Origin of the sequence: Acinetobacter venetianus RAG-1 = CIP 110063 (assembly GCF_000368585.1) — a bacterium.
In the GTDB taxonomy this organism is placed as follows: domain Bacteria; phylum Pseudomonadota; class Gammaproteobacteria; order Pseudomonadales; family Moraxellaceae; genus Acinetobacter; species Acinetobacter venetianus.
In genome coordinates this window covers 259,958-273,985 of sequence record NZ_KB849558.1, presented here as the reverse complement: position 1 = coordinate 273,985, position 14,028 = coordinate 259,958, and the positions used below count along the sequence as shown (strand labels likewise).

The window sequence follows — 14,028 nt, the reverse complement described above, 5'->3', positions numbered from 1 at the left end:
ATCAATGCAAAAGTTAAAAAAGTTTTGTCTAGCTTTAGTTACATTTAAAAATGTGTTTTATTTACTCCCATAAAATGTTGAACATTTGAGGAATCGCATGGCAAATTTGCATGACATTGTGCAATGGTGTAATCAAACTTTAAAAGCAAACGAATTTAAAGATTACGCACCAAATGGCTTACAAATCGAAGGTAAAGCTGAAGTAAACAAGATTGTTTGTGCAGTCACCGCATCTGAAGATGCAATTGATGCGGCGATTGCCGAAAAAGCAGATGCGCTGCTCGTTCATCATGGTTATTTTTGGAAAGGTGAAGCTTACCCAATCACAGGTATGCGTGGAAACCGTATTAAGAAATTCATTCAAAATAACATTTCTTTGATTGCCTACCACCTTCCTTTAGATGCACATCCAAGTTTAGGCAATAATGTAGCAATTGCTGATTTAATTGGCTTACAAAACCTAGAAGCGTTAGACCCATCAGAAAAGCACCCAATCGGTAATATCGCTTATCTAGACCAACCACTTAGTCCAGAACAGTTCAAAGCAAAATTACAAAGCATCTTTAATTTTGGCATCATCCATTTACCTTGTGACAAAACATCAATTCAAAAAGTTGGTTTTTGTACAGGTGGGGCTCAAGATTTTATAGCAAAAGCAGCTTCGGAAAACTGTGATGCCTATATTTCAGGTGAAGTGAGCGAACGTACTTTTTATGAAGCAAAAGAACTGGGCGTACACTATTTTGCATGTGGTCACCATGCAACTGAACGTTATGGGGTACAGCGATTAGCCAATGCGCTTGCTAATCAATTCATGATTGAAGCGGTCTATTTTGAACTTAATAATCCGATTTAATAGAATTGAAGAATCCGATTTTGTTAAATCTTTTTTCCATTTGGGTTATATATTTAAATTAAGTCTTTATTGTGTATAGTTCTTTAAAAGACTGTCCTATTGTCTTTAGAATCATTTACAATAGAGCCACTTAATGTAAAACCCAGCAAATGCAAGGATTGAAACATGACAACCATTACTTTACCTGCACTTCCATATGGCTATGATGATTTAGCTCCGCACATTACTCGCGAAACTTTAGAATACCATCACGACAAACATCACAATACTTACGTTGTTAACTTAAACAACCTAATCAAAGGTACTGACCTTGAAGGTAAATCTTTAGAAGAAATCATCAAAGCTTCTGCTGGTGATGCATCTAAAGCAGGTATCTTTAACAATGCTGCTCAAGTATGGAACCACACATTCTATTGGAACAGCATGAAACCAAATGGTGGTGGAAAGCCTACTGGCGCGATTGCAGCTAAAATCGATGAAGCTTTTGGTAGCTACGAAAAATTTGCTGAAGAATTTACTGCTGCTGCAACAACTCAATTTGGTTCAGGTTGGGCTTGGTTAGTTGCTGACGAAGTAAATGGTAAATTATCAATTACTAAAACTGCAAACGCAGATACTCCACTTGCTCATGGTCAAGTTGCAGTATTAACAATCGACGTTTGGGAACATGCTTACTACATCGACTTCCGTAACTTACGTCCAAAATACATTGCTACTTTCTTAGAAAGCTTAGTGAACTGGGACTATGCAAATGCAAAACTTGCAGGTCAACCAGCAGGTGTTGAGAAATAATTATTATTTCTTGAATAAAAACTGCCCACTTCGGGCAGTTTTTTTATGCATACAGCTTCAAAAGAATATTTATCAAGCAAACAATTCATTTTCTTTACTATTCTTGTTGACGACATAGGTTTTCATGCCTAAAATGCGCATCAGATTCTCCAATAGCTCAGTCGGTAGAGCGACGGACTGTTAATCCGCAGGTCCCTGGTTCGAGCCCAGGTGGGAGAGCCAAGATTCTAAAAAGCCCTGATCATTGATTGGGGCTTTTTTTATACGTACAAATTAATATTTAGTTTGATCGAAATACTATTGTTACCACCCTTGACTCTAACCCACCAAAGAAATCATTCTTCTCAGCATTCGTTAAACTACTTACAATTGTTGAATGACGAACTGCTTGTCTCGTAGATAGATCAAAAATTCTATTCCCACTACTCTGAAGAACCTGTATAGAATCAATTGCGTTATTTCTTGATATATTAAATTTCACTATATTACTTAAATTTGCACTACCAGTAGGAACTTCCCATAAACTCATTATTTCTTTATGAACTTTCTCTTCTATTGATTTACTTCTATCACTTTCTGTTAAAGCTGGATCATCCACCTGATTATCATTAATATAAAATTCGAAGGGTTGCTCGACTCTAACAGGATAATATTTACCATTAAACTGATACGGATAAAGACTAGATTTCTTGATTTCAGCCACCACCAAAGCATCTAACTCAACAATACCACTACTTTTCTTAATTTTTGATGCGACTACTTCCCCTTTCTCATTTACATATACCAAAATATTCAGATCCCTATTTTTACCTTGTAATAAAGAAGGATTAACTAATATTTGCGGTATTTTTTTCCATTTTAAGACATGAAGATCAATATTAATAAATTCAATGCTCTTAGCATGAATACCCTCTACCCAAATGCACAATAATACAACTACTATTTTTGATAAAAATCTCATTTATAATTCTCAAAGTTGTTATTTTTATATCCCAATTCACTATCTCATTACGATGAGATAGTGACCTGTGCTGGCACACCACTATGGAAACGGAAGGTATCGTCTGGACTTAAAATCAGGTTCTTTTCCACTTCACGAATATGCTCAATGCGTTGCTGGATCGTTTCTTCTGGATCTTTGAGTTTTGCAGTTTGTGCAACATCCAAAGCCAGTGCCAGATAATCCTCAAAATGACGAGATTCTGATTTAAGTAGATAGCGATAGTAACGCCCCAGTTCATCATCAACAATCGGTGCCAACGCATAGAAACGCTCACACGAGCGCGCTTCCACAAATGCACCAATAATCATCACATCAATTAGAGCCTCAGGCTCATAGGTACGGATTTCTTTACGTAATCCACCTGCATAGCGCCCTGCACTCAAACCCTTCCACTCTTGGCCACGTTTGTTCATGAATTCCAAAACCTGCTCATAATGCAGCATTTCTTCACGCACTAATTGCGCCAATTTCACTTGTAGGTCAGTAAAAAAACTATAGCGGAACATCAAATTCATAGCCGTACTTGCTGCTTTTTTCTCACAGTTGGCATGATCCTGGATTAAGATGTCGAGATTATTCAGCGCCTCATCTAACCATACTTGTGGCGTTTTACAACCCAAAAATGCAATAACGGGTTGCATTAGCTCATCATAATTCGAACTACTCATCAACTTATCTCACAGCAGCTTGAATCGCTGCTTTCATATCTTTAACTGCTTGAGAGAGCCCAACAAACACGCTATCCGCAATAATCGAATGCCCAATATTTAATTCATGGATTTGCGGAATTGCAGCAATTGCAGCAACATTATCGAGATTTAACCCATGCCCTGCATTCACAACCAAACCTTTTGCTGCTGCGTATTCGGCACCTTTGATAATACGGACTAATTCTATTTGCTGTTCTGCATCAGTTTCCGCATCTGCATAAGCACCCGTATGGATTTCAATGGTTGGGGCACCACATGCCACAGCGGCATCAATCTGTGCCAAATCTGCATCGATAAATAAAGACACATCACTACCAATTGCTTTGAGTGCTTGAGTCGCTGCTTTGACTTTTTCAAAGTGACCGACAACATCCAAGCCACCTTCTGTCGTCACCTCTTGTCGACGTTCTGGTACAAAACACACATGTTGAGGCTGAATCTCTTTTGCAAATGCGACCATTTCATCTGTTACAGCCAACTCTAGATTCATACGCGTTTTTAATAACGGGCGCATACGACGTACATCATCATCTTGTATATGGCGGCGATCTTCGCGTAAATGTAAAGTAATCCCCTCTGCACCCGCCTCTTCACAAACCAAAGCAGCTTGAACTGGATCAGGGTAAGTCGTGCCACGCGCTTGTCTTAATGTCGCAACATGATCAATATTTACACCTAAAATTACAGCCATAAAAATATCCTAACATTTACTCTCTAAACATTTAAAAATGCTTTAAGAAAATTAAGTTTGTGTACTTTGAATCCACAGCTGACGGCTTTTTAATGGCCGATCGCCTAATAAAGCACTAATCATCTGACGATATAGTTTACCCAACAATTGCAGTTGTTCTAAAGAAAAATCTTGACCATCTTCATAGCTTTGCATTGAAGTAATTAGAGCACCAGAAAGTGTAGAACGTGAAGCTTGCCTTACTGGTAAAAATCCATCATTGAGTTGGAATTGATAATGTTGCAAAGCTTCTACTGCTGTTTGATTTGCATCTACAGAAAAATCGATTGCATAACCTAGTTCTTGTAATAAAACATGTTCAAACTGTCGAAGAATTTGTCGAAGAAATAAAGCGGCTTGCTCATGCAAAGCAAGTTGCTGTAACTGCAATAAAATCAGTTGATATTGTTCAAATGTTTGTGGCATTGCCTCTTCCAAAGTACAAAGACGCAATAGAATTTCATTCAAATAAAAACCAGCAAAAAACGCATCACCGTGGAAAAATACAGGTTGATTGAGAATTTCTAATTTTGTGAAATTTTTAAGTTCAGATTTACCCGTCGCTTGAATACGAATCGGCTGATATTGAGGTGGAGGAATTTGTCTTAAAATTCCATCCACCCGACCATATTCTTGAGTAAATAAATGCACAATATGGCTTTTTTCACGATATTTACGATGATGAATTAAATAGCCATGTAGGACTTCATTACGCATCATAAAACGATACTAGTCCTTTTCTTTCTCGTCCTTTTCATCATCGCCGTCAGGAATAACTGCACCAACCACAGCTGCAGTCCCTTTCACCACGCCTTTTGTGGTTTTATAGGCAACTTTAACAGGGACTGTAACTATTTTAGTAATACAGCCCTGTAGCAAAAAGACACAAGAAACAATTACAAGAGCTTTAATCATCGCAGAACCTCTTAGATATCGCTATAACCTAAGCTTTTTAAAGCGCGTTCGTCGTCAGACCAGCCACCTTTAACTTTTACCCAAAGCGTAAGCATGATTTTTTGTTCAAACATTTTTTCCATGTCTGTACGTGCATCCATACCAATACTTTTCAGCTTTGCACCTTTATCACCAATTACAATGGCTTTTTGTCCTTGACGCTCAACAAAGATCGTTGCATCGATATAAGTACATGGTGGTTTTAAGCGTCCTGTTTTTTCATTTACAGTTGCTTCTTCTGTTTTAAATGATTCAATTTGTACCGTTAAATCATATGGTAACTCTTCACCCAACTGACGCATGATTTTCTCACGAATAATTTCACTCGCAAGAAAACGCTCAGAACGATCTGTAATTTGATCCAATGAATACAAAGGTGGCTGATAAGGTAAATACTTTTCAATCGTGTCACGCAAATGTTCTAAATTCGCGCCGCGTAAAGCGGATACGGGAACAATTTCAGCAAAATTCATTAACTTCGCTCGTTCTTGAATCAGCGGCAATGCTTCATTTTTGTTTTCAAAAGTATCTAACTTATTAATTACAAGAATCACTGGCATATCTGCATTTTTCAGCTTTTCCAAAACAAGCTCATCGTTTTGAGTCCACTTTTGTGCATCAACAACAAATAAAACCAAATTCACATCACGTAACGCCGAATGTGCCGCACGATTCATCATCTTGTTAATCGCACGTACTTCTTTCTTATGCATACCTGGCGTATCTACAAATACTGCTTGTGATTTTTCGCGCGAATCAATCCCCACAATCTTATGACGCGTGGTTTGTGGCTTACGGGATGTAATAGAAAGCTTTTGGCCCAACAGGTGATTCATTAATGTTGATTTTCCAACATTAGGTCGACCAACAATTGCAACAAAACCGCTTTTAAAATCCGAAGGAATTGTCGTTCCTTGCGAACTAAAAAATTGATTAATTAAATCATTACCATCTTGCTGTTCAGTAGCTTCAGATGGATTTTGAGGTAAAGGATTTTCATTTGAATGAGACATCAGGTTATTGCTCCAATAATTTTAAAATTTCTGCCGCTGCCGTTTGTTCGGCAAAACGACGACTTGAGCCCTCGCCTTGAATTTTTGGCAATCCCTCAATCAAACATTCCACTTTAAAATGTTGATTTGGGGCATCACCCTGAATATCTACAACCTCGTAAACTGGGAGAGGTTTTTTACGTGCTTGTAAATACTCTTGTAACCGTGATTTGGGATCTTTGAGTTGATCAGTTGGTTCGATATGATCTAAATAAGGTTCATACCATTTTAGCACAATGCTTTGTAGCAAGTTCAGATCATTACAGTCTAAATAAATAGCACCAATAATCGCCTCCACTGTGTCCGCAAGAATGGATTCGCGATGATGTCCACCAGATTTTAATTCACCTGTACTTAAAATTAATGACTGACTAAGTTGTAAATCATTTGCGATCTTCCCTAAAGCTTCTTGACGAACTAACGTCGCACGCATACGCGTTAAACGCCCTTCATTTTCTTGCGGGTAAGTACAATATAAATAATTGGCGACAATCATTCCTAATAATGAATCGCCTAGAAATTCTAGGCGCTCATAATTGTGCTTATGACTCACGGAACGATGGGTTAAGGCAAGTTTTAGCAAATCAATCTGCTTAAACTGGTACCCTATTCGCCCTTGTAATCTTGAATCATTCAGCTTGCTTTGCAGATTTTTGGTCAAAAGTCTTCTCAAAAGTCATAACTAAACTAACATTAAACATGAATGGCTTACGCACTTCATATTTCTTCTTTACCAACAAATCATTCTTATAGGTTACTAAAGCAATATCTTTAAAATGAATCTCACGAACATTATTCATTTCCAAACGCTGATCCATTTGGTTATAAAATTTTGTTGGAGAAATATTCTCAGGACTATCTTTGAGTAAACCTTTGATCTGCGTATCAATGATTTTATCATCCCAATATACTGGCCATATTGCTACAGCAGCCTTAACTGCAATCGCAAATAAAATCACCCCAAATAAAACTGCAATATACGAAGCCCCTTGTTGAGATTTACGCATTTGATATTTCCTTTATATTTTTATTAGTCAATCTTACCATTTCGGTTAAAACTTGGAATATGAAACCCAGGTTCTTTATGCATCCATACATAAAAAGCACGACCCGTTAAATTCGCTTCTGGTACGAAACCCCAAAAACGACTGTCCGCACTTTGATCTCGATTATCACCCATTGCAAAGTATTGTCCTTGAGGAACTGTCACTTCCCAATCTTGACCATTACTTTGAATAAACACATCATTTTCTTTCGCAACAAAAGGAACTAAAGATTCAGCACCTTTTAATTGTGCAAACTGGAATTGTTCAGCCAAAGGATTTCGTCCATCTAAATAACGAATCAAATGCTGGTGTTCCCCTAAAGTTTCTTTAAAATAATAAACCGTAGGTGTTTCTAGCTGATCTTTCTCACGCGTAAACTCAGTCGCAACTTTTGCAATTTGTTTACCATTAATAATCAACTGCCCTGCATTAAACTGAATATGATCACCTGGTAGACCAACTACTCGCTTGATATAGCTAATTGTTGGTTGAGGCGGATAACGGAATACAATAACTTCACCACGTTTAGGTTCACCAACATTCAGCACTTTAGTATTGACAATAGGTAAACGCACACCATAGTCAAACTTATTAACTAAAATAAAATCCCCTGTCTCCAAGGTCGGTACCATAGAGTCCGAGGGAATGTTAAAAGGCTCATACAAGAAAGATCGAAGAATTAAGACGACAGCTAAGACTGGCCAAAAATCATATGCCCAAGTAATAACAAAATTTTCCTGATCACGCCCTTTATTCGCTCGCTGTTTAAACACAAACTTATCAAGCAACCACACCAAGAAAAAAATCAGCGTAGCAGGCACTAGAATCAAATTAAAATCAAAATCCACAAACCCTCACTCGCAGCCTTGCTGCTCGTCTTACGGCTAGAGAATGATAAGACTCTCTAGCCTTATTTTTTATCGATCTACTTTCAATACAGCTAAGAACGCTTCTTGTGGAATTTCAACACTTCCCACTTGTTTCATGCGTTTCTTACCTTCTTTTTGTTTAGAAAGAAGTTTCTTCTTACGCGAAACGTCACCACCATAACATTTAGCCAATACGTTTTTACGCATCGCCTTTACAGTAGAACGTGCAATAATTTGCGCACCAATAGCGGCTTGAATTGCAACATCAAACATTTGACGAGGGATGAGATCTTTCATCTTCTCAACTAATGCAATACCACGGTGACGCGCATCCTGACGGTGGCAAATCATTGCCAACGCATCCACCTTCTCGCTATTAATTAACACATCCACCTTAACTAGAGATGAACTCTCAAAACGTACAAAGTTATAATCCAGCGAAGCAAAACCACGCGAGCAAGATTTCAATTTATCAAAGAAATCCATCACCACTTCAGCCATCGGAATCTCAAAGGTAACTGAAACCTGATTACCTAAGAATTTCATATCCTTTTGAACACCACGACGTTCGATACATAAAGTCATGACATTACCAAGATATTCTTGTGGAACGAGAATATGGCACTCAGCAATTGGTTCACGTAAATCTTCAACTGTTGAAGCATCAGGCATTTTTGAAGGACTATCGATATAAATCGTTTCACCCTTTTTAGTTACAGCTTCATAAATCACTGTTGGCGCTGAGCTAATCAAATCGAGATCATACTCACGCTCTAAGCGCTCTTGTACGATTTCCATATGCAGCATACCTAAGAAACCACAACGGAAACCAAAGCCTAAAGCATCAGAACTTTCAGGTTCAAAAAACAAAGCTGAATCGTTAATCTGTAGTTTTTGTAGGGCTTCACGGAATGGTTCAAAGTCACTTGAATCAATCGGAAATAGACCTGCATATACCTGTGGTTTTACCTTTTTAAAACCAGGTAAAGTTTGAACTTCTGGTGTAGATACCAATGTAATCGTATCGCCGACTGGCGCACCAAAAATATCTTTAATCCCTGCAATAACGAAACCAACCTCACCTGCTTCAAGGATATCCGTTTCAGTATGCTTAGGGTTAAACACACCAACTGAAGTCACAGGATGTGCTTGTCCTGTTGACTTAACAAGCATTTTATCACCCTTACGGATACGGCCTTGTTTAATACGAACAAGCGAGACAACACCTAGATAGTTATCAAACCATGAGTCGATAATCAAAGCTTGTAAAGGTGCATCACGATCACCCTCAGGTGCAGGAATAACATCGACTAGACGCTCTAAAACACCTTCAACCCCCAAACCTGTTTTTGCTGAACATGTTGGAGCGTCAGTTGCTTCAATCCCGATAATCTCTTCAATTTCATGAATCACACGCTCAGGTTCAGCCTGCGGTAAATCAATTTTATTGAGAATTGGTAGTACTTCTAAGCCCTGCTCAATTGCTGTATAACAGTTCGCAACAGATTGAGCCTCAACGCCTTGTGCAGCATCAACAACAAGCAAAGCTCCTTCACACGCAGCTAAAGAACGCGAAACCTCGTAAGAGAAATCAACGTGTCCAGGCGTATCAATAAAGTTTAATTGATATTGCTGACCATTTGGATGCGTATAATAAAGCGTAACTGATGCCGCCTTAATCGTAATCCCACGTTCACGCTCAAGCTCCATAGAGTCTAATACCTGAGCTTGCATTTCACGATCTTGAAGGCCACCGCACATTTGAATAAAACGGTCGGCCAAAGTCGACTTACCATGGTCAATATGAGCAATGATCGAGAAATTTCGTATATTTTTGATATCTACGGATTTTTTAGCTTGCGCCATGGGTTACCTTGAGAAAATAGAGCGCCCTATACTTATAAAAAGCAATGAGCCAAAATGGTTTAACAAAATTGTTGGGGATTATAGCAGAATGACATTTTAAAGTATTCAAAATAATTCTGCGCTTTTATACCCAAACTCAAAGCAATAGTGACTTAACACTCTCATTTTTCCGCATAGGAAATTGAAAAATCCATTGGATCTAATTCATTTGAAATGGGCTGATAAGCCTGAGTAAAACTCGGCGACATACGCTTTGGTCGACCAGTTGCAATTTCAATACATGCCCATTTGGTATTTCCTACGAATAAAACACTTTGATCTTTTGGTCGATAAAATGCGTACTGACGGAATGAATAGAGTGCATTAATGTCATCCAACCAAGTCCGTAAAATGATCTCATCACCCTCAAGTGCAGCTTTACGATATTGAACATGATGCTCAACCGCCACCATCGCATGTTTTAACTCTAAATATTGGGTTAAGCCTAAACCCAACATTTCTATATGCGCTGCTGCAACATCCTGCATCCATTGGATGTACATCACATTGTTGACATGACCCAATATATCAATATGTTGTGGTTGAACCTGTATTTTTAAATCAAAAATTGTGCTCATAATTTTTCGTACTTCAACAACAAAAGTTCAGTGCCGTACATTAGTCTAAACAACTCAGTATTACAAAATAAAAAAACCACCCTATCCAATAGAGTGGTTTTCTCATTTATTTGATTACTTCGGTAAACGCAATCCTAAAATTGCACGTTGGCCTTGGCGAATAATCGTTACTCGCGCAACACTATTTTTAGGTAAAGCGGCAACCGTTTTTGCAAACATTTGACTGTTCGTAATTGCCGTTCCATTTACTTGAACAATAACATCGCCAGCAACGATATTAGATAGAGATGCTAATCCACCACGTTTAACATCTTGAACCAAAATTCCACCACGAACATTTAAACTTGCTAATTCAGCTTCTGTCAGTGTACGGATACTCATACCCAACCCACTTGTTGGATTATTTTTATCTTCTGCTGCTGGTGTATCATCAGGTGCCGTACCCAATGTCGCTGAAATTGTACGTGTTTTATCATCACGTAAAATCTCTAACTGAATTGTTTGATCTGGTGCAGTACGGTTCAATACATTGAGTAAATCACCTGTACGAGAAATCGAAGTACCATTGATTTTTAAAATCACATCACCTGATTTAAGCCCAGCTTTTTCAGCAGGTGATTTCGGCGAAACTTGATTAACTAGAGAACCTTCTGGTTTTGGTAATTTATAGGCTTCCGCTAAATTTCGATCAATATCCTGCAACATCACGCCTAGATAAGAACGTGTCACTTTGCCATTGGTTTTAAGCTGCTGAACAACATCCATTGCAACATCAATTGGAATCGAGAACGACAAGCCCATATATCCGCCCGTACCACTAAAAATACGAGAGTTCACACCAACCACTTCACCCTTTTGGTTGAAAAGTGGCCCACCAGAATTACCAGGGTTTAAAGCAGCATCTGTTTGAATAAATGGCACTGATGTTTCGCCACTCATGTTACGGGATTTAGCACTCACAATCCCTGCTGATGCTGAGTAATCGAAACCAAATGGAGAACCAATCGCCAAAACAGGCTCACCAACTTTTAACTGGTCGACATTACCAACTTTTAATTCAGGAAAATTCGTACCATTTACTTTTAGTACAGCAACATCAGTACGTTCATCACTACCAACCAATGTCGCATCTAGTTCACGGCGGTCATTCAATGTGATACTGATTCGTGATGCATTTTCAATAACATGATGATTAGTCACTAAGTAACCATCTTTACTGATAAAAAATGCACTTCCATAAGCTGTTTTTTCTTGTGGCCCCTGCTGTTGAGGGATAATCACTTGATTACCAAAGAAACGACGCAAGATTTCAGGAACCTGTTGTTGCAATAACTCTTCCTGAGTCATTTTCTTCACAACATTCACACTCACTACAGCTGGACTAACCTGCTCAACGAGATTTGAAAAATCTACTGGAGCTGCGGCATCGACTTGAGCTGCTGCTACTGTAAATACCGCTGCAAACATTCCTTGTTGTAAATATCGACTTTTCATGAAGCAAGAACCTACATACTGATGATCGAATAAAAATTTAAGGTTATGTTGTATCATAACCATTTCATACGTTTCGTTAAAAAATGTTTATATTTTCAATGTATACAAAGAAATAAAAACCTAAAATGTGAATAAATTGTGGAGGAAAATTAATATAACCACTGTTCAAAACAGGTTTTATAATGACCAACTTAAACTCACATTAAAAAAATGTTCCTAAACGTAATCGCATGATTATTGGTATGTAGCAATATAACAAAACAAGCAAATTATTGACTCATTCGCCAAAAAATCGCTCAATTCTAAGCAGATTAGCTCTTGCCTTTTTGTTCAAAAAGCGTTGTCATTAGCGAACGTTTGAAATTGAAGCAGATCGACATGCCTGATTTAGAAACAATTCATCATTTTGACATGATTATTGTGGGCAGTGGCGGTGCAGGTTTAAGCCTAGCACTCTCTTTACCAAGTCATTACAACATCGCGATTTTAGCAAAGGCTGCGCTCACAGAAGCGAGTACCTATTATGCTCAAGGTGGTGTTGCTGCGGTATTAGATGAGACTGACTCAATTCAACAACATATTAATGACACGATGATTGCAGGTGCACATTTATGTGAACTAGATGCAGTAAAGCATACAGTCGAAGGTGGTAAACCCTCAGTTGATTTTTTATTAGAACAGGGTGTTCAATTTACATTAGATGATGATGAGCAACTCCACTTAACGCGTGAAGGTGGTCACTCGCAGCGTCGGATTATTCACTCAGCCGATGCAACCGGCAAAGCAATTTCAACAACTTTAGTCGAGCGTGCAAAAGAAAGAAAAAATATTACAATTTTTGAAAACTATATTGCGATTGATCTCATCACAAAACACAAACTTGGTCATTTAGGTGAAAAGAATAGAGCAATTGGCTTATATGCTTTAGATGAGAAAAATGAACAAGTCCATACTTTCTTAGCGCCATTTACAGCATTGGCTTGTGGCGGTGCAATGAAAGCGTACCTGTATACATCAAACCCTGACATCGCAACAGGCGATGGTATTGCAATGGCTTATCGAGCAGGTTGCCGTGTTGCCAATATGGAATTTAATCAATTCCATCCAACTTGTTTATATCATCCAAAAGCACGCTCTTTCTTAATTACCGAAGCAATGCGTGGCGAAGGTGCTTATTTGCGCTTACCAGACGGCGAGCGTTTCATGCTACGTTTTGATGAACGTGCTGAACTTGCACCGCGTGATATTGTGGCACGTACCATCGACCATGAAATCAAGCGCCTAGGTATTCGCCATGTTTGGCTAGATATCACGCATAAATCACCAGAATTTATTACCGAGCACTTCCCTACTTTATATGCACGACTTATTGAACTTGGTATCGATATCACCAAAGATATGATCCCTGTCGTTCCAGCTGCACATTACACCTGTGGCGGTGTTGTCGTTGATGAGAATAGTCAAACCGATTTAGATGGCTTATATGCAATTGGTGAGACTTCGTATACTGGCTTACACGGCGCTAATCGTATGGCAAGTAACTCACTGCTTGAATGTTTTGTGTATGGCATGAGTGCAGCTAACGATATCCAACAAAAATTTGATTCGGACTTTAAATTCCCTACTGTACCATCTTGGGACGAGTCTCAAGTTACAGATGCGGATGAAGATGTAGTAATTCTGCAAAATTGGGATGAGTTGCGTTCAACTATGTGGAACTATGTCGGTATTGTTCGTACCACTAAGCGTTTGCAACGCGCCTTACACCGTATTGAAATGCTAAAACGCGAAATCACTGAGTATTATCAAGATTATCGTGTCAGCAAAAACTTGATCGAATTGCGTAACCTCGTTCTAGTTTCAGAAATGATTGTGCGTTGTGCGATGGAACGCAAGGAATCTCGTGGTTTACATTACACACTTGATTATCCTGAGCTTTCTAATGAAATTCGTAAAACAGTTTTGACACCGCCAAACTTTAAAGTAGAACAGCCTTTGGTGAATGAGTGATGAAATTAAGGCTAAAGATTCTTCCTTCT

The 14,028-nt window shown here is 38.5% G+C and carries 15 protein-coding genes and 1 tRNA gene; 4 read left to right on the top strand and 12 right to left on the bottom strand.

Annotation, left to right across the window (positions count from 1 at the left end):
* Positions 1-97: 97 nt before the first annotated feature.
* From F959_RS06775 to F959_RS06765, 3 genes are all read left to right on the top strand, one after another.
* Entirely contained in the window at positions 98-856 is a 759-nt protein-coding gene (locus F959_RS06775; RefSeq protein ID WP_004878537.1) for a Nif3-like dinuclear metal center hexameric protein, read from the top strand.
* 165 nt (positions 857-1,021) lie between these two features.
* Positions 1,022-1,648 (top strand): superoxide dismutase, encoded by a 627-nt coding sequence (locus tag F959_RS06770; protein WP_004878536.1) that lies wholly within the window; start codon positions 1,022-1,024, stop codon positions 1,646-1,648.
* Positions 1,649-1,794: 146 nt separating this feature from the next.
* Positions 1,795-1,870 (top strand) — tRNA-Asn (locus tag F959_RS06765).
* A gap of 58 nt (positions 1,871-1,928) precedes the next feature.
* Here the strand turns inward: F959_RS06765 and F959_RS06760 are convergent.
* The 12 genes from F959_RS06760 to F959_RS06705 form a co-directional block, all read right to left on the bottom strand.
* Positions 1,929-2,609 carry a TonB C-terminal domain-containing protein gene (locus F959_RS06760; protein ID WP_004878535.1) on the bottom strand — a complete coding sequence of 227 codons (681 nt, stop codon included), beginning with the start codon at positions 2,607-2,609 and terminating at the stop codon, positions 1,929-1,931.
* Positions 2,610-2,656: 47 nt separating this feature from the next.
* Positions 2,657-3,319, bottom strand: a complete 663-nt coding sequence (miaE, locus tag F959_RS06755) for a MiaE family protein (protein ID WP_004878534.1) — start codon at positions 3,317-3,319, stop codon at positions 2,657-2,659.
* A gap of 4 nt (positions 3,320-3,323) precedes the next feature.
* Complete coding sequence (pdxJ, locus tag F959_RS06750) at positions 3,324-4,052, bottom strand: pyridoxine 5'-phosphate synthase (protein WP_004878533.1); 729 nt, start codon at positions 4,050-4,052, stop codon at positions 3,324-3,326.
* Between the two features lie 51 nt (positions 4,053-4,103).
* Positions 4,104-4,811: a DNA repair protein RecO gene (gene recO, locus F959_RS06745; protein ID WP_004878532.1), complete on the bottom strand. Its 708-nt coding sequence runs from the start codon at positions 4,809-4,811 to the stop codon at positions 4,104-4,106.
* Between the two features lie 9 nt (positions 4,812-4,820).
* Positions 4,821-5,006 (bottom strand): NF038104 family lipoprotein, encoded by a 186-nt coding sequence (locus F959_RS06740; RefSeq protein ID WP_004878531.1) that lies wholly within the window; start codon positions 5,004-5,006, stop codon positions 4,821-4,823.
* Between the two features lie 11 nt (positions 5,007-5,017).
* The gene (gene era / locus F959_RS06735) at positions 5,018-6,058 is read right to left on the bottom strand and encodes a GTPase Era (protein WP_004878530.1); all 1,041 of its coding nucleotides are present in this window, start codon (positions 6,056-6,058) and stop codon (positions 5,018-5,020) included.
* A gap of 4 nt (positions 6,059-6,062) precedes the next feature.
* Entirely contained in the window at positions 6,063-6,758 is a 696-nt protein-coding gene (rnc, locus tag F959_RS06730; protein ID WP_004878529.1) for a ribonuclease III, read from the bottom strand.
* Entirely contained in the window at positions 6,727-7,104 is a 378-nt protein-coding gene (locus F959_RS06725; RefSeq protein ID WP_004878528.1) for a DUF4845 domain-containing protein, read from the bottom strand. Before F959_RS06725 ends, rnc begins: the two co-directional genes overlap by 32 nt.
* A 23-nt stretch (positions 7,105-7,127) precedes the next feature.
* The gene (gene lepB / locus F959_RS06720; protein ID WP_004878527.1) at positions 7,128-7,991 is read right to left on the bottom strand and encodes a signal peptidase I; all 864 of its coding nucleotides are present in this window, start codon (positions 7,989-7,991) and stop codon (positions 7,128-7,130) included.
* 69 nt (positions 7,992-8,060) lie between these two features.
* Complete coding sequence (lepA, locus tag F959_RS06715) at positions 8,061-9,878, bottom strand: translation elongation factor 4 (protein ID WP_004878526.1); 1,818 nt, start codon at positions 9,876-9,878, stop codon at positions 8,061-8,063.
* A gap of 161 nt (positions 9,879-10,039) precedes the next feature.
* Positions 10,040-10,495 carry an acyl-CoA thioesterase gene (locus F959_RS06710; RefSeq protein WP_004878525.1) on the bottom strand — a complete coding sequence of 152 codons (456 nt, stop codon included), beginning with the start codon at positions 10,493-10,495 and terminating at the stop codon, positions 10,040-10,042.
* A 114-nt stretch (positions 10,496-10,609) separates the two neighbouring features.
* A complete protein-coding gene (locus F959_RS06705) occupies positions 10,610-11,989 on the bottom strand; it encodes a Do family serine endopeptidase (protein WP_004878524.1) in 1,380 nt (459 codons plus the stop codon).
* Between the two features lie 372 nt (positions 11,990-12,361).
* Here F959_RS06705 and nadB point away from each other — a divergent pair, with 372 nt between their 5' ends.
* Positions 12,362-13,999: an L-aspartate oxidase gene (gene nadB, locus F959_RS06700; protein ID WP_171056578.1), complete on the top strand. Its 1,638-nt coding sequence runs from the start codon at positions 12,362-12,364 to the stop codon at positions 13,997-13,999.
* Positions 14,000-14,028 lie beyond the last annotated feature (29 nt).

Coding starts and splice junctions, on each gene's coding strand:
- F959_RS06760 (WP_004878535.1), bottom strand. CDS start 2,609: ATGAGATTTTTATCAAAAATAGTAGTTGTATTATTGTGCATTTGGGTA.
- F959_RS06775 (WP_004878537.1), top strand. CDS start 98: ATGGCAAATTTGCATGACATTGTGCAATGGTGTAATCAAACTTTAAAA.
- era (WP_004878530.1), bottom strand. CDS start 6,058: ATGTCTCATTCAAATGAAAATCCTTTACCTCAAAATCCATCTGAAGCT.
- F959_RS06705 (WP_004878524.1), bottom strand. CDS start 11,989: ATGAAAAGTCGATATTTACAACAAGGAATGTTTGCAGCGGTATTTACA.
- pdxJ (WP_004878533.1), bottom strand. CDS start 4,052: ATGGCTGTAATTTTAGGTGTAAATATTGATCATGTTGCGACATTAAGA.
- recO (WP_004878532.1), bottom strand. CDS start 4,811: ATGATGCGTAATGAAGTCCTACATGGCTATTTAATTCATCATCGTAAA.
- miaE (WP_004878534.1), bottom strand. CDS start 3,319: ATGAGTAGTTCGAATTATGATGAGCTAATGCAACCCGTTATTGCATTT.
- F959_RS06770 (WP_004878536.1), top strand. CDS start 1,022: ATGACAACCATTACTTTACCTGCACTTCCATATGGCTATGATGATTTA.
- F959_RS06740 (WP_004878531.1), bottom strand. CDS start 5,006: ATGATTAAAGCTCTTGTAATTGTTTCTTGTGTCTTTTTGCTACAGGGC.
- F959_RS06725 (WP_004878528.1), bottom strand. CDS start 7,104: ATGCGTAAATCTCAACAAGGGGCTTCGTATATTGCAGTTTTATTTGGG.
- F959_RS06710 (WP_004878525.1), bottom strand. CDS start 10,495: ATGAGCACAATTTTTGATTTAAAAATACAGGTTCAACCACAACATATT.
- lepA (WP_004878526.1), bottom strand. CDS start 9,878: ATGGCGCAAGCTAAAAAATCCGTAGATATCAAAAATATACGAAATTTC.